This window comes from Pseudomonas sp. PAMC 26793, from assembly GCF_000313235.1.
GTDB classification, from domain to species: domain Bacteria; phylum Pseudomonadota; class Gammaproteobacteria; order Pseudomonadales; family Pseudomonadaceae; genus Aquipseudomonas; species Aquipseudomonas yamanorum.
The window spans coordinates 17,565-38,717 of the sequence record NZ_AMXG01000038.1; the positions used below are offsets into that span (position 1 = coordinate 17,565).

The 21,153-nt window shown below is 62.1% G+C and carries 17 protein-coding genes; 14 read left to right on the forward strand and 3 right to left on the reverse strand.

Features of this window, described 5'->3' with window-relative positions:
* Position 1: 1 nt before the first annotated feature.
* Entirely contained in the window at positions 2–2,164 is a 2,163-nt protein-coding gene (locus D109_RS0117595) for a hypothetical protein (RefSeq protein ID WP_017478030.1), read from the reverse strand.
* Between the two features lie 209 nt (positions 2,165–2,373).
* Here D109_RS0117595 and D109_RS0117600 point away from each other — a divergent pair, with 209 nt between their 5' ends.
* Positions 2,374–3,981: a glycosyltransferase family 39 protein gene (locus tag D109_RS0117600; protein WP_026078041.1), complete on the forward strand. Its 1,608-nt coding sequence runs from the start codon at positions 2,374–2,376 to the stop codon at positions 3,979–3,981.
* A 75-nt stretch (positions 3,982–4,056) separates the two neighbouring features.
* Positions 4,057–4,302 carry a DUF2789 domain-containing protein gene (locus D109_RS0117605; RefSeq protein WP_017478032.1) on the forward strand — a complete coding sequence of 82 codons (246 nt, stop codon included), beginning with the start codon at positions 4,057–4,059 and terminating at the stop codon, positions 4,300–4,302.
* Here the strand turns inward: D109_RS0117605 and D109_RS1000000132935 are convergent.
* Both D109_RS1000000132935 and D109_RS0117615 read right to left on the reverse strand, forming a co-directional pair.
* On the reverse strand, positions 4,198–4,566 hold the full coding sequence (locus D109_RS1000000132935) for a type II toxin-antitoxin system mRNA interferase toxin, RelE/StbE family (RefSeq protein ID WP_081585356.1): 369 nt from the start codon (positions 4,564–4,566) through the stop codon (positions 4,198–4,200). The two genes, D109_RS0117605 and D109_RS1000000132935, sit on opposite strands and share 105 nt — an antisense overlap.
* Positions 4,563–4,841: a hypothetical protein gene (locus D109_RS0117615; protein ID WP_003218199.1), complete on the reverse strand. Its 279-nt coding sequence runs from the start codon at positions 4,839–4,841 to the stop codon at positions 4,563–4,565. Before D109_RS0117615 ends, D109_RS1000000132935 begins: the two co-directional genes overlap by 4 nt.
* 259 nt (positions 4,842–5,100) lie before the next feature.
* Here D109_RS0117615 and D109_RS0117620 point away from each other — a divergent pair, with 259 nt between their 5' ends.
* From D109_RS0117620 to D109_RS0117675, 12 genes are all read left to right on the forward strand, one after another.
* Positions 5,101–5,532: a MarR family winged helix-turn-helix transcriptional regulator gene (locus tag D109_RS0117620; RefSeq protein ID WP_017478034.1), complete on the forward strand. Its 432-nt coding sequence runs from the start codon at positions 5,101–5,103 to the stop codon at positions 5,530–5,532.
* Positions 5,529–7,607, forward strand: coding sequence for an FUSC family protein (locus D109_RS0117625; protein WP_026078042.1), 2,079 nt, complete (start codon positions 5,529–5,531; stop codon positions 7,605–7,607). Before D109_RS0117620 ends, D109_RS0117625 begins: the two co-directional genes overlap by 4 nt.
* Positions 7,604–7,813: a DUF1656 domain-containing protein gene (locus tag D109_RS0117630; protein WP_017478036.1), complete on the forward strand. Its 210-nt coding sequence runs from the start codon at positions 7,604–7,606 to the stop codon at positions 7,811–7,813. The genes D109_RS0117625 and D109_RS0117630 overlap by 4 nt, the downstream gene beginning before the upstream one ends.
* Positions 7,810–8,700: an efflux RND transporter periplasmic adaptor subunit gene (locus D109_RS0117635; RefSeq protein WP_017478037.1), complete on the forward strand. Its 891-nt coding sequence runs from the start codon at positions 7,810–7,812 to the stop codon at positions 8,698–8,700. The genes D109_RS0117630 and D109_RS0117635 overlap by 4 nt, the downstream gene beginning before the upstream one ends.
* Positions 8,697–10,139 (forward strand): efflux transporter outer membrane subunit, encoded by a 1,443-nt coding sequence (locus D109_RS0117640; protein WP_017478038.1) that lies wholly within the window; start codon positions 8,697–8,699, stop codon positions 10,137–10,139. The genes D109_RS0117635 and D109_RS0117640 overlap by 4 nt, the downstream gene beginning before the upstream one ends.
* An 81-nt stretch (positions 10,140–10,220) precedes the next feature.
* On the forward strand, positions 10,221–10,853 hold the full coding sequence (locus tag D109_RS0117645; RefSeq protein ID WP_003218188.1) for a hypothetical protein: 633 nt from the start codon (positions 10,221–10,223) through the stop codon (positions 10,851–10,853).
* Between the two features lie 265 nt (positions 10,854–11,118).
* Positions 11,119–12,615 carry a YdgA family protein gene (locus D109_RS0117650; RefSeq protein ID WP_026078043.1) on the forward strand — a complete coding sequence of 499 codons (1,497 nt, stop codon included), beginning with the start codon at positions 11,119–11,121 and terminating at the stop codon, positions 12,613–12,615.
* A gap of 181 nt (positions 12,616–12,796) precedes the next feature.
* Positions 12,797–15,250, forward strand: coding sequence for a poly-beta-1,6 N-acetyl-D-glucosamine export porin PgaA (gene pgaA, locus D109_RS0117655; RefSeq protein ID WP_017478041.1), 2,454 nt, complete (start codon positions 12,797–12,799; stop codon positions 15,248–15,250).
* 12 nt (positions 15,251–15,262) lie between these two features.
* On the forward strand, positions 15,263–17,260 hold the full coding sequence (pgaB, locus tag D109_RS0117660) for a poly-beta-1,6-N-acetyl-D-glucosamine N-deacetylase PgaB (RefSeq protein WP_017478042.1): 1,998 nt from the start codon (positions 15,263–15,265) through the stop codon (positions 17,258–17,260).
* 3 nt (positions 17,261–17,263) lie between these two features.
* Complete coding sequence (pgaC, locus tag D109_RS0117665; protein WP_003218180.1) at positions 17,264–18,610, forward strand: poly-beta-1,6-N-acetyl-D-glucosamine synthase; 1,347 nt, start codon at positions 17,264–17,266, stop codon at positions 18,608–18,610.
* Positions 18,607–19,089, forward strand: coding sequence for a poly-beta-1,6-N-acetyl-D-glucosamine biosynthesis protein PgaD (gene pgaD / locus D109_RS0117670; RefSeq protein WP_017478043.1), 483 nt, complete (start codon positions 18,607–18,609; stop codon positions 19,087–19,089). Before pgaC ends, pgaD begins: the two co-directional genes overlap by 4 nt.
* Positions 19,090–19,410: 321 nt before the next feature.
* On the forward strand, positions 19,411–21,132 hold the full coding sequence (locus tag D109_RS0117675; protein WP_017478044.1) for a ShlB/FhaC/HecB family hemolysin secretion/activation protein: 1,722 nt from the start codon (positions 19,411–19,413) through the stop codon (positions 21,130–21,132).
* Positions 21,133–21,153 lie beyond the last annotated feature (21 nt).

Genomic DNA, 21,153 nt, shown 5'->3' on the forward strand with positions numbered 1-21,153 from the left:
CTTACCAGTAATACTGCAGCGACTTGCCCCACTGGGTATCGGCAAACCCGGTTTTCAGCTGGCGGAACCAACCTTTGCGCACGGCCTTGTCGACGTCTTCGCCACCGCAGCTGTTGTAGCCCGAAGGCCCATAGCAGTTGATGGCGCGAAACAGTGCGTAAGCCTTGTCGTTATGAGGGGCCTTGGGATTGCCGATCACCCGTTTATAGCCTTCGAGCCGCGAGAAAGCTTCACCCTTGAAGGGCGAGGCGGTACTGCCCAGGCTGCCAGCGGAGCGCGCCTGTTCCAGAGGCATGCCGTCCAGGCCATTACGCAGGACGAATTCACCCAGGCAGTTCAGGCCCAGCGGGTTTTTCGGATCGGCCTGCAAGGTGCTGGCGATTTGCGCGATGCTCGGGCAGGTGTAGCCGGATTCGGCCTTGTCACCCTTCCATTGGAACAGTTTCAACGACTGGCCGCCGCCGTAGACGTAGCCCAGGCTGGTGCCCAGCTTGTCATCGGGAACCTGGGCGGGCAGTTGCTTCAGGTCCTCGGCAAAGGTCTCGAACTGGCCGCGCAGCAGGTCTTTATAGAGCAGCGTGAATTGCGCGGTCTGGCGTTCTATCGGGTCGCCGGCATGGGCAAGCTGTTGGCGCAGCAGGTCGGGACCGGCGACGTTGCGCAGCAGGATGTAGCGCACCTGTTTGGCGCTGATCGGCGAGTCGGCGGCAAACACCTTCGCCAGTTGGCCGCTGCGTTCGTAGTTCATCGCCAATGCCAGCTCCAGCTGGTCACGTTGCAGCGGTTGCTTGGCCAGCGGCAACAGTTGCAGCCACAAGGCTTCGGCGGCTTTCCAGTCTTCCTTGGCTTCCAATGCCAGGCCGCGCAGGGTCTGCTGGCTGAAGGCGAAGTAGTCCAGATTCGACGGCACGTCTTGCGGCAACAACTTCAAGGCGCGATCGGGTTGGTGCTCGACGTACACGGCAAACGCCGCCTGCACGTAGTCATATAACGCCGGTTCCTGGGCGAATGTCGACTTCTGCCCATCGAGGGCTTCACGGGTGAGCTTCGGCGGGTCACCGGCGCGCATCCACATCAGGTCGTTGAGGGCCAGGATCAACGGATTGCCCACCGGTGCGGTGGTGCTGGTCAGCAATTTGGTGTCGGCTTCCTGCACCAGTTCATCCAGGGATACGTTGCGCTGGGCCTCGGTGGCCTGGGTCAGTTGCCAGGCGAAATCGTCCGCCAGTTTGTCGGGGTTGGGCGCCAGCCAGTGCACCCGGCGCAGCAGGCCACGGGCGGAGGCGGCGTATTCGCCCTGTGGATAAGTTTTCAGGTAATCGTCGAAACCGCTTTCGGCCCTTTGCAGCGCGGACTTATCCACATGCTCAAGGGATGGCGTGCCGTATTCATCGAAGGCGTTTTGCTGGGCGTCGTTCAGCGCGGTGCGGGCGGTCATGTACAGCGCTGTTTCCTTGAGCCAGGGCAGCGAGCTGCTCGTCAGCCCGGCAAACCCTTTTTGCGCATCGCTGAAGCGCCCGCTGTAAAAGTCCCCGGCGGCTTTCAGGTAGGCGAGCAATGCCTGGCCGTCTGCGGATTTGATTGGGTCTGTATCGCCTGCCGCTACGCCGTCCGAGGAACAGCTGCCGAGCATCTGTAACCGCAGTTTGGCCAGTAGTTGGCGCTCGGCCTGCGGTACATCGGCCTTCACCACCTGGCTGATAAACGCGGCGGCGCTGTCATCGGCGTTGCTGCGGCAACGGCTGCCTTCGCCGGAAAGGAAGGCTTCGCCGGCGGCCTTGTAGTCATCGCGCTTGATGCCCAGCGGGCTGAGCAGTTCATCCAGTTCGGCGGTGCGCGAGTCGTCGGGTTTGTTTTCGGGCTCATCCGCCGAGGGCGTGAGCCGATACACCGGGAATGGCACCGGACCAAAGCCTTCGGAAAAGTCCTGCTCGCCCAGGGCATTCGGTGCCAGCGGCATGACGTTCTTGTCCGCCAGCAGCAGCCGCAGGTTGACCCGGCTGTCATTGCCTGGGCTCAAAAACGGCAGGTTGCTGCACACGTCCAGGCTGTTACGCGACACCCGCCAATCCGGGTAGCACGAGTCATCGCCGCTGGCGTGGGCCTGAAGGGGCAGGGAGGTGAGCAATGCCAGTGCCAGGGGTGACAGAAGACCGATGCGCATGAAGTGTCCTTGATCCTGAATCCATGGAAGGCAGCAATCATAGCCTGATCCGACTAAGGCGTCGGAGACACCCTGCGCAAAATTCAGATTTGTCCGATTGGCGGATGACGGCTCAAAACGAGCAAAACAGCGGGCGAATCAAGGCCTTTTAACCTAGAGTGGCGGGTGTTCGCGCAAGCGCAGGTTCAGTAGTGGGTGAGGAAGTAGAGGTGCGACGCTCTGTGGCGGAACAAGACAACAAGGCCGGGGCATTTCCCGTGGTCAATCCTGGTCTTTGGGAGAATGCCGGCTGGCTGGCTCGATTGTGGTGGGTGCCGCTGCTGGCGTTGGCCATGGCCGTGCGTTTCTATGGCCTGACCGCCGCCGCCATCTGGGGCGATGAAGGTTCAAGCCTGTTGCTCGCTGAGTATTCCCTGGAGGATCTGTGGTTTCACGCCGCCCATGACGTTCACCCGCCGCTGTATTTCTTCATGCTGCGCGGCTGGATCGAGGTGTTTGGCGACAGTATTTTCTCCCTGCGCAGCATGAGCGCGATCCCCGGTGTGGTTGCGGTCGGCCTGGGGGTCTGGCTGACGCGGCTGATCGCGACCCGCCGCGCGGCGGTGCTGGCGGGGATTCTGCTGGCGTTGCTGCCCACGGCGGTGCGCTACAGCCAGGAAGTGCGAATGTATTCGTTGCTGGGTGTGTGGCTGCTGGCCGCCACCCTGGCATTGGTGTATTGGGTCCGCCAGCCTGAACGCAAGCGCTATCTGATGGCCTATGCGCTGTTGATGACGGCGGCTTTCTACACCCACTACTTCACCGCCTTGTGCGTGCTGGTGCACTGGTCATGGCTGGTTCTGCTGCGTTTGCCACGGGCCGGCGGCCTGCGCCTTGTCACGCGTCCGGGCTGGTGGTTGGCCAACCTTGCCATTGTCTTGCTGTACCTGCCTTGGCTGCCGAATTTGCTGGGCCTGGTGCATCACACCGAAGAACTCAAAGTGGGCGGTGATATTGGCTGGGAGGATCCGGTCAACCTGTACTCCGTGCCGTCCATGGTGTGGCAGTTCCTCATTCAGGACCCGGGCGACCATTTGTGGCGCCCCCTCTTCATTGCGTTTCCTTTATTACTGATAGCGTTGGTAGGCGTATCCGCCTGGCGCGATCAAAGCCGCTATCGGTTTGGTTGGCTGCTGGCGCTGTTTTTCATGCTGCCGGTGGTGCTGGTCTATGGGGTTTCGTTTATTTCCCCGGTGTTTATCGAGCGTTATCTCACCGCCTACGCGATGAGTTTGCCGATCATCGTGGCGGTGGCTGTCGACCGTCTGTCGCCACGCCTGCCGCTCGCGGGGGCAGCACTGCTAGTGCTGTTTGTCGGGGTCGAGTGGGTAGGCTTGAAGACCAACGCCACCGTCGATGAACATGATCAATTCAACGTGGTGGTGGAGTTCGTCAATCGCAACTACCAGGAAGATGACCGCATCGTCATCAGCGACATGCTGTGGTACCTGCCCTACGTCTATTACGACGAGACCGACGCCCAGTTGCAGCTCTTCACACCGCCGACCGCCTCCGGCAAGTCCACACGGCCGAACGCCTACGGTTTTGGCACCTTGGTGGACCAGGACGGCGGGCGCATCTACCTTGATCGCTTGTCGGCGTTACCCGCCGAGACCCAGCGTGTATGGCTGATCAGCGGCACGGAGCCGCCGGATGAGTTTGCTCCGTTACCGACAGGGTGGCGCCAGCTCAGCCAGCAGGATGGCGGTGGCGCACGGGCCCGGCTGTTCGTGCTGTGTAACGCGCCAGCGGGCGTGCACCGTGAGGGCTGCGATTAATCTGCGCAACACCGGAGAGGTTTATGTTCGCCTGGGGGGCTAGACTCAGGTGAACCATCTCTCCAGGAACGCCTCATGGAATCCCCAGTCCACAACTTGCCATCGTTGTTCAAACAGCTCGGTTTGCCCGATGACCCGGTCAGCATTGAGCGGTACATCGCGGTCCACTCCCCACTCAAACCCGAACTGCACCTGGCGGATGCGTTTTTCTGGACGCTAAGCCAGCGGGCGTTTTTGCGCGATGAGATTTTGGGGGATGCGGATTGGGCGGAGGTGGTGGATGAGTTGAATTTGCGGTTGAGAGAGGGGCGAGGAGTCTAAGCCGTCAAGAGGCGGTTGAAGCGCTACGACCCTTACTACGTCGGGCTCAAGTTGGTAAACAAGGCGGTAGCTTGGATGAGGAATGACTTCGCGTGTGCCCGTGATCCTGCCGAGTGGACCGATTTCTGGGTGTTTTGCCAGTCCCAGCACTGCACTGCTGAAGCGTCGATCCATATCGGCTGCGGCTTGTGGGTTTTTCTCAAATAAAAAGTCCCAGATATCCCTACGGTCCTGCGCCGCTTGCGGCGTCCAGGCAACCCTCATTCCTGATTATCTACGTGAGCACGTTTCGCAGAAAACTCAGCTTCCAAATCCTCATTGGAAATCTCTCTGCCTGCCTGTATCGAGGCGCGAGAGGCGTCTACTTTACGCTGCAAGAACGCATCGTACTCCCGTGATTCCTGCTGGGCTTGGACAAACTGACGCATCATATCTCGCACGATTTGCGATGCAGGACGGTGGGTAGCCTCGCACTCGGCCATGAATTGGTCGCGTAGTTCCGACTCAAGCTTCAAGGTGAAAACGGCTAGTTTTGACATAAGTGAATGCTCTAGATTGGTATGTACGAAGTATATACAACGTGCATACCTGACGACGCATGTGAGCTGAGTGAGGCGACTGACGGTTGCTGGCAGCAAACCACTTTCCCCAAACCAGCTTTACTTAGCCTACGGGCCATCCACCCATCCGCAAATTTGTATCAAAACTTGACTGCTTTGTATCCATCGACCATATTGATAGTTAGCAAACTAACTGTATGCGAAGAGTCCAGTGTCCCAGACCCTCGAACAACTCCAGATGAACATCAGCAGCAGCATGGTGGTAGGTGCCAGGACCTGGCGCAAAATCTGCCAGACCACGCTCGTCAGCTATGGCATCTCTGAAGCCTGCGCCGTGCCGCTGCTGATGATCGGCCGCCTCGGCGACGGTGTGCACCAAGTCAAAGTGGCCCAGGCCGCCGGGATGGAAAGCCCGTCCCTGGTGCGCCTGTTGGACCAGCTGTGCAGTTCCGGCTATGTGTGCCGCACCGAAGACATCCACGATCGCCGCGCCAAGTCCTTGAGCCTCACCGAGCGTGGCCGCGAGCTGGTGCAGGCGGTGGAAGAACAGCTGGTGCGCCTGCGCCGCGAGGTGCTGGCGACGATCGATCCCGATGACCTGGAAGCTGCGCTGCGTGTCCTACGGGCCTTCGAAGGCGCCAATCAACATCCCATGGTTGTGAGTTCTTGAACGGATTTTTTACCGGCATGCCGCCGGCCAAGGATTGGTTCTATGGCGTAAGGACATTCGCCGCTTCAATGATCGCGTTGTACATCGCCATGCTGATGCAAATGCCGCGTCCGTATTGGGCGATGGCCACGGTGTATATCGTATCCAGCCCGTTTGTCGGCCCTACCAGCTCCAAGGCGCTGTACCGGGCGGTCGGTACCTTCATGGGCGCGGCCGCTGCGGTGTTTTTTGTGCCGATGTTTGTGCAGACGCCTTACGTGTTAGTGGTGGTGATCGCGCTGTGGACTGGGATTCTACTGTTCCTGTCCCTGCACCTGCGCACCGCCAACAGCTATGCGCTGATGCTGGCCGGCTACACCTTGCCGCTGATCGCCTTGCCGGTGGTGGATAACCCGCTGGCGGTGTGGGACGTCGCCGAAGCGCGTACTGAAGAAATCTTCCTCGGCATCGCCGTGGCCGCCGTGGTGGGTGCGATGTTCTGGCCGCGACGCCTGGCGCCGGTGTTCGATGACTCGGTGAGCAAGTGGTTTGCCGACGCGCAGGTCTACAGCCAGCGCTTCCTCAGCCGCAACGTGCAGCCCGAAGAAATCAGCACCCTGCGCAGCGGCATGGTTGCCACCTTCAACACCCTGGAATTGATGATCGGCCAACTGCCCCACGAGGGCTCGCGGCCGCAAACGGTGCGCAACACCAAGGAGCTGCGCGGGCGGATGATCCACCTTCTGCCGGTGATCGATGCCCTCGACAACGCCGTATACGCCCTGGAACACCGCGCGCCGGAATTGCTCGACCGTTTCGCGCCGTTGCTGACCGCCGCCAACGAGTGGCTGGCCAGCACGCAAAAGGATGCGCCCCTCGAACGCTGGCGTGTTCTGCGCGACCAGATCGAAGCGCTGCAACCCGATGCCGAGGCCCTGGATGACCGCCACCAATTACTGTTCTCCAATGCCCTGTACCGACTGGGCGAGTGGGTGGATTTGTGGCAAGACTGCCGCAGCCTGCAAGCTGCCATCCAGTGCGAAAGCCAGGACAGCTGGCGCGCGGTATACCGCCACTGGCGCCTGGGCAGGCTGACCCCGTTTCTCGACCGGGGCCTGATGTTCTACTCGGCGTTTTCCACCGTCACCGCGATCATCGTCGCCTCGGTGCTGTGGATCCTGCTGGGCTGGACCGACGGTGGCAGCGCGGTGATCCTCGCGGCGGTGGCCTGCAGCTTTTTCGCCTCCATGGACGACCCGGCGCCGCAGATCTACCGGTTCTTTTTCTGGACCGCAATGTCGGTGCTGTTCGCCAGCCTCTACCTGTTTCTGGTGCTGCCCAACCTGCACGATTTCCCGATGCTGGTATTGGCGTTTTCGGTGCCCTTTATCTGTATCGGCACGCTGACGGTACAGCCGCGTTTCTACCTCGGCATGCTGCTGACGCTGGTCAACACCTCGTCGTTCATCAGCATCCAGGGTGCCTACGACGCGGACTTCCTGGCCTTCGCCAACTCCAACCTGGCGGGCCCGGTGGGTCTGTTGTTCGCCTTCGTCTGGACCCTGATTGCGCGGCCGTTCGGCGCCGAGCTGGCGGCCAAGCGCCTGACCCGCTTCGGCTGGCAGGACATCGTTGGTCTCACTGAGCCTGCGACCCTGGCCGAACACCGGCACATGGGGGCTCAAATGCTGGATCGCTTGATGCAGCATCTGCCGCGCCTGGCCATGACCGGCCAAGACACCGGCATCGCCCTGCGGGAATTGGGTGTGGCGCTGAACCTCATGGATTTGCAGGCTTATTCGCCACGCATCCTCGGCGTACCGCGCGTGCTGCTCAGCCAGGTCGTGGAAGGCGTCGGCGGTTACTTCAAGGCCTGCCTGAAAGCCGGTGAACGTCTGCCGGCCCCCGGCGGTCTGCTGATGACCCTCGACCGTACCCGCCGCGCCCTCAACGGCCAGGGCCTGCAAGGTGAGGACGAAACCCGCCTGCACTTGCTGCACGCCCTCAGTGGCTTGCGCCTGGCGTTGTTGCCCGGCGTGGAATTTCTCGGCGGCACAGAAATGGAAGCGCCGTTACCCGATGGAGCGCCTTTATGATCGGTGATCTGGATATCAGCGGGGTATTCCTGCCCACGCTGCTGGTGCTGATGGGCATTACCTATGTGTTGTACCTGGTGGTGCACGGGCTGTTGACCCGCCTCCACTTCTATCGCCTGGTCTGGCACCGGGCATTGTTCAATGTGGGTCTCTACGCTCTGTTGCTGGGCGCAGTGGATTCACTCAGTCGATACCTCATGACATGAAAAAACCTTTTTTGACCATCGGCCGTGTAGTCCTGACGTTATTGGTAGTGACCTTCGCCTGCGTCGTGGTGTGGCGCATGGTGATGTACTACATGTTCGCCCCGTGGACCCGTGACGGCCACATCCGTGCCGACATCGTGCAGATCGCCCCGGACGTGTCAGGGCTGATCCAGCAAGTGGACGTGCGTGACAACCAACTGGTAGTGCGCGGGCAGGTGCTGTTCTCCGTCGACCAGGACCGCTTCAAGCTGGCCCTGCGCCAAGCCCAGGCCGCCGTGGCCGACCGCCAGGAAACCCTGGCCCAGGCCGTGCGCGAGAACAAGCGTAACCGTGGCCTCGGCAACCTGGTGGCCAGCGAACAACTGGAAGAAAGCCAGTCCCGTGTCGCCCGTGCCCAATCGGCCCTGGCGGAGTCGCAAGTGGCGGTGGATGCCGCGCAGCTCAACTTGGACCGCTCGGTGATCCGCAGTCCGGTGGACGGCTACATCAACGACCGTGCGCCGCGTAACCAGGAGTTCGTGACCGCCGGGCGTCCGGTGTTGTCGGTGGTGGACAGCAACTCTTTCCACATCGACGGCTATTTCGAAGAGACCAAGCTCGACGGCATCCACGTCGGCCAGAGCGTCGACATCCGCGTGATCGGCGACAACGCTCGCCTGCGCGGGCATGTGCAAAGCATCGTCGCCGGTATCGAAGACCGTGACCGCACCAGCGGCTCCAACCTGCTGCCCAACGTCAACCCGGCGTTCAGCTGGGTGCGCCTGGCCCAGCGGATTCCAGTGCGCATCGCCTTTGACGACGTGCCGGCGGACTTCCGCATGATTGCCGGGCGCACTGCCACGGTGTCGATCATCGGCGATAAACCCAAGTCGGAGAACCAGCCATGAAACGGCTTTTAGCAACCGCCGGGCTGGGGTTGTTGCTGTCGGCCTGCCAAGTGGTGGGCCCCGATTACAAGCTGCCGGACAAGGCGGCTGTGAACCGTGGTGACCTTCAGGGCCAGTTGGCCGGGGAGGGCAACAATGTGGTGTCGGCGCCGGTGCCGGCGGACTGGTGGAAGCTCTATCAAGACCCGCGCCTGGATCAGCTGGTGGAGCAGGCCATGGCCTCCAACACCGACCTGCGGGTGGCTGCAGCCAACTTGCAGCGCTCGCGCTATCAGGTGCAGCAAGCTGAATCGGCCGGCGGCTGGAGTGCCGGCGCCAAGGCGGAAGCCCAGCGCCTGCAAGAGTCCGGTGAGGCCTATTTGCTGACGGAAAAAGTCCCGGTGGCCAATATCGGCGCCGCGAGCATCAGCACCTCTTACCAGTTCGATTTGTTCGGCACCTTGCAGCGCGGCATTGAAAGCTCCCAGGCCAGTGCCGATGCGGCCCAGGCGGCGGCCGATATCGCCCGTATCACCCTGGTGGCCGACGTGGTGCGCTCCTACACCCAAGTGTGCGCGGCCAACGAAGAGCTGGCGATCGCCAACGAGTCCCTCGACCTGCAAGCCCAGAGCACGCACCTGACCCAGCGCCTGCGGGATGCCGGGCGGGGTGATGAAACCCAGGTCACCCGTTCGCAAACCCAGTACAAATCCCTGCGCGCCGAAATGCCGCGTTATGAAGCGCTGCGCCAGGCCGGGCTGTTCCGCCTGTCGATGCTGCTGGCCAAGCCACTGAATCAACTGCCGGCTGGCACCGCGCAATGTGCCGAACTGCCGCATATCGCCCAATTGCTGCCGGTAGGCGACGGCGCCACGCTGCTCAAGCGTCGCCCTGATGTACGCCAGGCCGAACGCCAACTGGCGGCTGCCACCGCACGCATCGGCGTGGCCACCGGCGCGCTGTACCCGGATATCAGCATCGGAGCCACCGTGGGCACCGTGGGTATCCTGGATGACCTGGGCACGCCGGCCACCAATCGCTGGGGCTTTGGCCCGCTGATCAGCTGGACGCTGCCGACCAACGGCGCCCGCGCCCGCATCCATGAAGCCGAAGCCGCGACCCAGGGCGCCCTGGCGCATTTCGACGGCGTGGTGCTCAACGCCATCCGCGAAACCCAGACGGGCCTGGCGCAATACACCGCGCAACTGCAACGTCGCGATGCCCTGGCGGATGCCGGCGCCTCGGCCAAAGAGGCCGCGGAGCAGACGCACCGCTTCTTCCAGGCCGGTCGCGCGTCGTTCCTGGCCGACCTGCAAGCCACCCGGACCTACACCGATGTGCGGGCGCAACTGGCGGCGGCGAACACCCAGGTTGCCATGAGCCAGATCGATTTGTTCCTGGCCCTGGGCGGCGGCTGGGAAAGTGGACGAACGCAAGCCACACAAGCCAGCAAACCCTGAGCTGATTGCTATGCTTTGACTGGCGGGTTCTGTTGATGACCCGCTTGTCACTGCTCGCGTTTGCTCATGGGGATTCCAATAATGAAAAACCCTTATGCTCCCGCTTTCTGGTGTGTGTTCTTCGCACTGGTACTGCTATCGGCGACTTACTTCTACGGCATCATGTTGGCCCATCAGATCGACAAGGCCATGGTGTTCCTCGACAGCGCCAGCGCGCTGATCGCGGTGCTGTCTATCGGCGTGGTGGCCTGGGCCTCTTACCAAGGCCAGCGAATCAAGCGAAGACTGCTCGAACAAGGCAAGACCCGCGTGGCGATCTGGGACACCAAGGTTGCCCTGCGCCGGGTCGAGACAGTGTTCGACCGCTACTTCTGGGGCAGTTACTGGCAACCGGGGCGCACCTTCCAGGAAGTCATGGGTGAACTGACCGGCACCCCGCTGGAAAAAAGCCTCGAAGCCCTGAAAAAACAATGCGTGATGCTTGATCGGCAAGTCGCCGACGGACGGCATTGGCTGAATAACGCCCGGGAATTATCCGACGTAGCCACCGCGATGGCGCGGGAGCGTTACCAGCTGGATTTTTATGACCCTAAATCAGATACGCCGGGCAATGCGGTGATTCACCGTGAGTTTGAAGTGCTGGTATATACGTGGACGGCGCGGCTGAAGAGCTTTGACCATCAATTGGATGAGATCGAAACCGAGTATTCCTGAAATCTGCGGTGTCTGTACTGACGCCTTCGCGAGCAAGCCCGCTCCCACATTTGATCGAGTTTCCTCTTTGGAATGCCGTCGAATGTGGGAGCGGGCTTGCTCGCGAAGGCGCTTTACCGTTCACCGCTGAAGTCCGCGCCTATTGAAAAATTGGGCTGCATACGCCAGCAATGCTAATCTTCCCCGGATTTCGGCGGGCTTGAGCCGACACCCTTCGGGGTTCAGGGAAGACAGCCCACTTCACAGGATTTGATCAGGTCACTACATGAATAAGCCAGCAGTCGTTCTCTTGGGTATCGTCGTCGCCATTGGTGCAATCAGCGCAGGCGGTGCCTGGTACACCGGCAAGCAACTGGAGCCGGTGCTGCAAACCGCCATCCAGGACGCCAACAAGGAACTGCAGACCTCCATGGCCGGCGTCGACGGCACCGTGACCCTGGAACTGGTCTCCCTCGACCGCCAGCTGTTCAGCAGCACCGCTCACTATCGCCTCAAGGCCCAGGGCGCAGTGTTCGGCGAAAACCATCAGGACACCGAACTGCTGTTCGTCGACCATATCGAACACGGCCCGCTGCCGTTCTCGCGCCTGGTGTCGCTGAAATGGCTGCCAGTCATGGCCACCAGTCACTACGAGCTTGAGAAAAACGCCACCACCGAAAAATGGTTCGCCGCCAGCAAAGACGTGTCGCCACTCAAAGGCGTGGCCAACATCGGCTACAACCGCTCGGTGAACGGCAACGTTGAACTGCTGCCCCTGGAACTCAAGGACGACAAGTCGGCCGTGAGCTTCTCCGGCGCCAACCTGGACTTCGATTCGACTGCCGAAGGCAAGAAGGTCAAGGCCAGCGGCTACATGGACAGCCTCAAGGTCTCGGTGGTCGATGCCAACAACGCCAAGCTGGACGCTGAGCTGAGCGGCCTGACCATCGCCAGCAACCTGGAAAAAACCACCTTTGGTTTCTACACCGGGCAAAACACCGTCGAGCTGACCAACACCAAGGTCACCTTCGGCCCACAGCAAGCGGTGCTGACCCTCAAGAACTTTGAGCAGAAAGACAGCAGCGAAACCAAGGACAACAACCTGGCCGGTCGTGTCGACTACAAGATCGACGAGATCGGTTACCAGGGCAAGCCAGTGGGTTCGGCGGCCATGGCGGTCAGCATGAAGAACGTCGACATCCCGTCGATGCTGGTACTGACCAAGCTCTACCAGGAAAAAGTACAGCCGGCCCAGGCCGCTGCCGCTGCCGGCCAGCCCGTACCTGAGCTGCAACTGACCGAAGCCGAGCAGACCCTGGCCCAGGCCAACGTCGACCAACTGCTGGCTGCCAAGCCGCAAGTGGCGGTAGAAAACCTGTCGCTGAAAACCACCAATGGCGAGAGCCGTTTCAACCTGGTGCTGGACCTGGCCAAGCCGTCGAGCATGGACCTGCCGCCAGTGGAGCTGGGCAAGCAAATCGTTGCTCTGCTGGATGCCAACCTGACCCTGTCCAAGCCGATGGTCCAGGACGTTGCCGCCCTGCAAGCGCAGATCGGTGGTGTGACCGACCCGAAAGCCATCGAGCAGCAATCCCAGATGGCCAGCGAGATGATCAGCGGCATGGCTGTGGGCACTCAACTGGCGACCCTGGTGGGCACCGATATCGTGTCCAAGCTGCACTACACCAACAATGAAGTGACCTTCAACGGCCAGAAAATGACCGTCGAGCAATTCATTGGTTTTGTGCTGGGCAAGTTCGGCGCGGTCAACGGCGCTCAATAAAACTCGCCTCAAAGTGATGTAGGCCAATTCTGAATAATTGTTCGGAATTGGCCTTTTTTGTGCCCCTCTCAAGGATATTGCGCCCCAGGAAAGCTTGGCCGCGTCATCAGATGCTGGCCGCCTGGAGTGTCGTGCAGGTGAATTTATCGCTACAGCTTTCCCAGGTGAGGAAGCTGACGACATGTCGCGTAATGTTCATCCCTTTATCCGTCTGGCCCTGTGTAGCCAGTTGCTTTGGCCTGTGGTGGCGTCGGCGGATGCTGCCTATGATTCGCTGATCAACCAGGCCCGCAGCGGCAACTATGGCCCGGCCCTCAATCTGTTGCGCCAATTGCCCGCCGAGCGCCAGACGCCGGGGCAGGTCAGCGATCACCTGTTGATTGCCAGCTGGGCACGCCAGGACGCCGAGGTACTGACGGTCTACGAAGCCCAGGGCCGCAATCGCACCCTTACCACCCAAGCGTTGGCCACCGTCGCCCGCACCTATCGCAACCAGCAGCGTTGGGAGCCGGCGATTGCCGTGTATCGCCAGGCGCTGCAACGCGAGCCGAATAACCCGGACCTGCAATTGGGCCTGGCCCTGACTCAGGCCGACGCCGGCCAAACCGCCGAGGCCGTACAGCGCACCCGTGCCCTGGTGGCGGCCAAGCCCGACGACGCCGACCGCCGCATGGCCTTGGGTTATGCCCTGACCCGCGCCGGTTCAACCTATGACGCGTTGTTCGAATTCGACCAAGCGTTCATCCGCGCCGGCAACAAACCCGAAGTCGCCCGCGAATACATCATCGCCCTGCAACGCGCGCGCCTGCCGGAACCGGCCCTGCGCCTGGCCGCCCGGCGCCCGGGCCTGTTGGACCCGGTCACCCAGCGCCGCCTCGAAGGCGACCTGGCCGCCGAGCGCGTGCGCCTGGCCGAGTTCGCCTCGCGCAGTGAAAAAGAGCGCTACGTCATCGCCGACCGCGCCCTCAAGGATTACGACCAACTGCTCACTACCTGGACACCGGATGCCACCGCCCATGATGACGTGGTGCGCTGGCGCATCGATCGCCTGGGTGCGCTGAAGGCTCGGGCGCGCACCGCCGAGGTGATCCGCGATTACGAAGTGCTGAAGGGCGAAGGTGTGCAGCTGCCGACCTACGCGCTGCGCTGGGTCGCTGCCGCTTACCTCGACCAGCGCCGGCCGGAAAAGGCCGCGCCGCTGTATCGCCAGGCCCTGGCGGCGAGTGATGCGGACGCCGGCGATCACGTCGAAGACAGCACCGCGCTGTTCTATGCCTTGCTTGAAAACGATCAAGTGGTGGAGGCCCGTGAAGTCGCCGACAACCTGGCGAGCACCCAGAAACCCCGGGTCGAACTCAAGGGCCTGCCCATCGGCAACCCCAACGACGCCTGGATGGACGCCCAACAACTGGCGGCCCAGGCCGGCACCTATGGCGCCGATCTGCCCGCCAGCGAAAAAGGCCTGGAAGCCCTGGTGCAGCAGGCGCCCGGCAATATCGGCCTGCGCCTGGCCCAGGCCGATATGTACCGCGCCCGCGACTGGCCACGGCGCGCCGAAAACACCCTCAAGGAAACCGAAGCCCAGGCCCCGCGCGACATCGGCCTGGAGGTTTCCCAAGGCCACACCGCCCTGGATCTGCAGGAGTGGCGCCAGCTCGATGCGCTCACCGACGACGTAGTCGACCGCGCCCCGGACAACCGCCAGGTGCAGCGCCTCAGCCGCCTGCGGGATGTGCATGACATGGCCGAATTGCGCGTCGAGGCCTACACCGGCAAAAGCAACGGCGGCGGCGATAACGGTGCGGGCGCGGTGTCCGGCAGCCGCGATTTCGGTATCGAAACCTTGCTCTACAGCCCGCCCATCGATGAAGACTGGCGCGTGTTCGGCGGGGCCGGCTACGCCACTGCCGATTTCCCGGAAGGCACCGGCCAACACCGCTGGCAGCGCCTTGGTGTCGAGCGGCGCACCCGCGACATGACCCTCGAAGCCGAGGTCTCCAATCACTCCTACGGCTTTGGCGACAAGCAGGGCGCGCGCATCGCGATTGCCCGGGACATCAATGACCAATGGCAGTACGGCGGTAGCCTCGACTACCTCTCCGCCAGCACCCCGCTGCGGGCGCTGAATGCCGACATTACTGCCAACGGCGGCAGCGGTTTTATCCGCTGGCGCGCCAACGAAAGCCGCGAATGGAAACTGGCCCTGAGCCCGTCCCATTTCAGCGACGGCAACAACCGTCTCGAAGCACTGCTCACCGGTCGCCAGGGCGTGTACAGCTCGCCGGGGGTGCAAGTCGATCTGGGCCTGGAAGTCGGCACCAGCCGCAACACCAAGGAAGACACGCCGTACTTCAACCCGCGCTCGGACTTCAGCGTGCTGCCCACGGCCACCGTCAACCATGTGCTCTACCACCGCTACGAAACCCAGTGGAGCCAGCAGTTCCAGGTGGGGGCGGGCACCTACAGCCAGCGCGATTACGGCACCGGCGGCGTTGCATTGGTGGGCTACGGCCAGCGGTTTCGCTGGAACGACGTGCTCGAAACCGGCGCCAACCTCAGCTGGATCAGCCGACCTTATGACGGTGAGCGCGAAAGCGATCTGCGCCTGATCGTCGATCTCACCTACCGCTTCTAGAAGAGTCCGATCATGCCTGTCTTGTCCCGTTGCCTGTTGGCCCTGGGGTTAATGCTGAGCAGCGCTTGCGCCCAGCAACCCGCGCCTTTCACTCCACCCGCCGAGCGGCTCAAGCCTGCCAACGAAGCGGCGTGGCCGAAGAACCACTTTCTCGGTATCGCCTACCACGACATCGAGGACCGCGACCCTGATCAGGCGGTGGTGGCCGTACGTACCGAGCGTTTGATCGAACAGCTGGCGTGGTTGCGGGAGAACGGCTACCAGCCGGTCACCGTCGACCAGATTCTCGCCGCCCGCAACGGCGGCCCGGAGCTGCCGGCGAAGGCGATCATGCTCAGCTTCGATGACGGCTACGCGAGCTTCTACACCCGTGTGATGCCGATCCTGCGCAGCTACAACTGGCACGCGCTGCTGGCGCCGGTGGGCTCCTGGGTGGATACGCCGCTGAACCAGCCGGTGGATTTCGCCGGTACACCACGCCCGCGTTCGGACTTCCTGACCTGGCAGCAGGTGCGTGAAATCGCCCAATCCGGCCTGGTGGAAATCGCCGCGCACACCGACGCCAACCACAAGGGTGTGCTGGCCAACCCACAGGGCAACCTGCAACCGGCCGCCACCACCCGACGCTTTGACCCTGCCACCCATCGCTACGAAACCGAAGCCCAGTTCCAGGCGCGGATGCGCACCGACGTGACGGCGATCTCCAACAAGATCCGCGCCGTCACTGGCAAGGCGCCGCGTGTGTGGGTGTGGCCTTACGGCGCTGCCGATGGCACCTCGCTGGCGGTGGTGGGCGAGCAGGGCTACCAGATGGCCCTGACCCTGGAAGACGGTCTCGACAGCCTCGGCAACCTGATGAGCAGCCCGCGTTTCCTGGTGGCCTCCGACCCGGACGGCGAGCACTACGCCAACGCCATCGTCGCGACCCAGACTGAAGCACCACTGCGGGTGCTGCATGTGGACCTGGACAACGTCTACGACCCGGACCCGGAGCAGCAGGCGCGCAACCTCGACAAACTGGTCCAGCGCGTGGTCGACATGGGCGCCAGCACCGTGTTCCTGCAAGCCTTCGCCGACCCCAAGGGCGATGGCCTGGTGCGTTCGCTGTACTTCCCCAACCGCCATTTGCCGGTGCGCGCCGACCTGTTCAACCGCGTCACCTGGCAACTGCGTACCCGGGCTCACGTAAACGTATTTGCCTGGATGCCGGTGCTCAGTTTCGCCCTCGATGCGAAGCTGCCCCGTGTCACCCGTTGGGACCCGGAAACCGGCAAGGTCGCCATCGACCCGGACCAGTACCAGCGCCTGTCACCCTTCGATCCGAAAGTGCGGCAGATCATCGGCGAGATCTACGAAGACCTGGCCCGCACCAGTGCCATCGACGGCGTGCTGTTCCACGACGACGCGGTGCTGTCGGACTTTGAAGACGCCAGCCCGCTGGCGCTCAAGGCCTACGCCGCCAATGGTCTGCCGAACACCATCGAAGCCCTGCGCGCCGACCCTGCGGTGATGCAGCGCTGGACGCGTTTCAAGAGCCGCTACCTGATCGACTTCACCCATGAACTGACCGCCAAGGTCCGCACGCTGCGCGGCCCGCAAGTGCAGACCGCACGCAACATCTTCGCCGAGCCGATGCTCAACCCGGGCAGCGAAGCCTGGTTCGCGCAGAACCTCGACGACTTCCTCACCAGCTACGACTGGACTGCGCCGATGGCCATGCCGCTGATGGAAGGCCAGGACCTCAAGGGCTCCAACGCCTGGCTGGAAAAGCTCGTGGCCACCGTCAAGGCCCGCCCCGGCGCCTTGCAACGTACCGTCTTCGAGTTGCAGGCCAAGGACTGGCGCACCCAGGCCGCCCCGGACCTTTCCGGCGCACAAATGGCCGAGTGGATGGGCGTGCTCAAGCGTCAGGGCGTGACCAGTTTTGGCTACTACCCCGACAACTTCCTGGAGAATTCGCCGGATCTGAAAACCGTGCGTCCGGCCCTTTCCAACCAGTGGAATCCTTGACTCATGTTCGACAGAATCCTCGCGCTTATCGTCTTGTCATTGGTATTGGGTGTGCCCCTTGGGCTGATCTTTTTGGTCACCGGGCAGTTCCTGATGGACTTTGTATTCTTCTATCCGCTGTTCATGTCCGGCTTGTGGATCGCTGGCGGCCTGTACTTTTGGCTGCACTGGGAGCGCCATTGGCCGTGGGCGGATGACACGCCGGCGCCGGTGTTGGCCGGCGAGCCGCTGATCTCGATCCTGATCCCTTGCTACAACGAAGGCGACAACGCCGCCGAAACCATCGGCGCCGCCTTGGCCCAGCAATACCGCAACATTGAAGTGATCGCGATCAATGACGGCTCCAGCGACAACACCGCCGCCGTGCTCGATGCGCTGGCGCTGAAAGAGCCACGCCTGCGGGTGCTGCACCTGGCGCAAAACCAGGGCAAGGCCGTGGCCCTGCGCATGGGCGCGGTAGCCGCGCGCAGCGAATACCTGGTGTGCATCGACGGCGATGCATTGCTCTCGCCGAACACGGCGGCGTACCTGGTAGCACCGATGCTCGACAACCCGCGCCTCGGTGCCGTCACCGGCAACCCGCGCATTCGCACGCGCTCGACCTTGATCGGCCGGGTGCAGGTGGGCGAGTTCTCTTCGATCATCGGTTTGATCAAGCGCACCCAGCGGGTCTTCGGGCGGATCTTCACCGTTTCCGGCGTGGTGGTGGCGTTTCGGCGGGCGGCCCTGGACCGGGTCGACTACTGGAGCACCGACATGATCACCGAAGACATCGACGTGAGCTGGAAGCTGCAACTGGACCACTGGAGCATCTTCTACGAGCCCCGCGCGCTGTGCTGGATCCTGATGCCGGAAACCCTCGGCGGCCTGTGGAAGCAGCGCCTGCGCTGGGCCCAGGGTGGCGCCGAAGTGCTGTTCAAGAATATCCGGGGCATCTGGCAATGGCGCCATCGCTACCTGTGGCCGCTGCTGTTCGAGTACTGCCTGTCCACCGGCTGGGCCTTCACCTTTTTGCTCTCGGTGATCTTCTGGGCCGTGGGCAAAGTCGTGACGCTGCCCGCCGCCATCGCCGTCGACTCGCTGATGCCGCCGGCCTTCACCGGCTTGTTGTTGGCGGTGGTGTGCCTGGTGCAGTTCGCGGTGAGCATCATGATCGACCGGCGCTATGAAAAGGGCCTGTGGAAAACCCTGTTCTGGACCGTTTGGTACCCGCTGGTGTTCTGGCTGGTGAGCCTGTTCACCACCCTGGTCAGCTTCCCCAAAGTGTTGTTCCGCCAACACCAGAAACGCGCGCGCTGGGTCAGCCCGGATCGCGGTATCAAAGCCCCCACTACGGATGTGCAGCCATGAACCTGATCCGAACCCAACAGCGCCCGGTGATGTGGGCGATCGACGTATTCCTGACCCTGCTGGCCTGGGCCGGGCTGATCCTCCTGCTGGTGCGCGGCATGGTGCCGATGCTCGACAGCCACGGTGGCCCGCGGATCGAAGCGCCGATTTTTGCGGCGCTGGACACCTTGCAGATCTACCTGTGGATCGCTGTGTTCAACGCCGCGATATTGATCAGTTGGGCACGTTACCAGCAGCAACGCGGCAAGCGCTTTGCCCAGCGCCGCTCGGCGGCCAAGGCCTTGAGCGACCAGCGTTTGAGCGACAGCTTCAGCCTGGGGGAAGGTGACCTGGAGCAACTGCGTCGCCCGGGTGTGCTGGTGATTCATAACGACCAGGAAGGAGGCGTGCAGGAAGTGACAGCCCATGTGTCCCGGCATGTGGAGAAGCCAGGGTTGAAGCTGGTGCCGGGGCAGGAGCGGGCCAAGGTGGTCGGTTGACCCGGATGCCGAAAAGTGGGATCCAATTCACAAAATAGCTGCGAACTTTTCCCATCTTTTGGCTACTAACCAGTCTGGATACCAGATTGATGGCCAACTAATGGCAATTGTAAGCGCCATAGTTGAAGTTGTATCAAAACTGTTACCGCTTGTCGGAATAAAAATTCCAAATGCAAGCACTTAAGCGTTGCTTGATTTATTTATTGTTAATAATCAGCAACTTATAGGCCTGCGAAACATAACTTCCAATAAAGCCAGAATGTTGGCCCACCGGAAGTTCGATGTTAGTTTGCCGGCCCCCGCTTTTTCGACGGATCGAACATGTCTTTATTACTGCCACGGACTCGGCTCCTGCTGGGCGTTTGCCTGCTGACTTGCTTCGCACTCAATAGTGCGGTGGCTGCGCCTACGCCTGGCGATCAGGACCTGATCCGCGACCGGCAAAACCGTCTGCTGGAAGAACAGCGCCGGCGCCTTGAAGACCTCAAGGAACTGCCCGGCAAAGAAGCCAAGCCCGAAGCGCCTGCCACCCCGGCTGACACCCGCTGCTTCCCGATCAAAGACATCGAACTCAAGGGCGCCGACAGCCTGCCTGCACCGGACCGCGAGCGCCTGCTCAAGCCGTATATCGGCCAGTGCCTGGGCGTGTCCCAGCTCAATCAAGTGCTCAAGGCGATCACCGACTACTACATCGACAAAGGCATGGTCACCAGCCGTGCTTACTTGCCGCAGCAGGACCTGTCCACCGGCCACCTCCAGGTGTTGGTGGTGGAAGGCAAACTCGAAGGCTTGAAGGGCGCCGACGGCAGCAACCTGTCCCAACGCGAGCTGGCCATGGCCTTTCCCGGCAAGGTCGGCGAGCAGCTCAACCTGCGGGAAATCGAGCAGTTGGTGGACCAGTTGAACCGCTTGCCGTCCAAGCAGGCACAAATGGAACTGACCCCCGGCAGCCAGGTGGGCGGCAGTGAAGTGCAGGTCAAGAACGTCCCGCAAAAGCCCTGGCGCGCCAGCCTGTCGCGCAATAACGACGGGCAGAAAAGCACCGGCGAACAGCAGTGGGGCGCCGGCCTTGAGTGGGACAGCCCCCTGGGCCTGGCCGACCAGCTGGTGTTGCGCGGCGGCCACGATGCCGTCAGCGACCACCAGAAAACCTCGAAAAACACCATGCTCTACTACAACGTGCCGTGGGGCTGGTGGAACTTCAGCTACACCTACAGCGAGAGTGATTACCGCACTTACGGCGTGACCGACGACTACAAATTCAAGCAGAACGGCGACAACGAAAACCATCAACTGCGCGCCGAGCGCGTGATCCATCGCGACGACGTCAGCAAGACCTCGGTCAACGTCGGCCTGGCCCATTTGCGCACCAACAACTACATCAACGACGCCCACCTCGAAACCAGCAGCAACCGCCTCAGCGAACTGCAACTGGGCATCAACCACGGCCGCCGCATCGGCAATGCCTTCGTCAACCTCGACCTGGGCATGCAGAACGGTATCGGCGCCTTCGATGCCCAAGCTGAAAACGAGCGCGATCAGTACGGCAATCGCCTGCCCAACGCGCGCTACCGCAAATACACCGCCACCGTCAGCTATTTGCAGCCGTTCACGCTGTGGGGCGAGTCGTTCAGTTTTTCCAGCCTGGCCACCGGCCAACGCAGTGAAGACATTCTGTTCAGCCCCCAGCGCATGAGCCTCGGCGGCTCGGCCTCGGTGCGCGGCTTCAAAGACCAGCAGCTCACCGGCGACTGCGGCGGCTACTGGCGCAACGACGTGCGCTGGGCGCGCCCGGTGACCTGGGACTGGATGCGCCCGGCCTTTGCCGAATACGGCGCCAGCGTCGGCTACGACCAGGGTGTGATCAGCAATGGCCGCTACAACGACAACGTGCACGGCCGGGTCTCGAGCAACTCGCTGGAGCTGTTCGCCCGTGGCAAATACGTTAGCACCAGCGTGACCTTTGCCCATTCCCTGGAACGCCCGGCAGTGATGAGCGAGCGCGAAGCGCCGATCTACTTCCGCATGGATTTCTTCCTGTAATTCAACGCCCCGTTACATCGA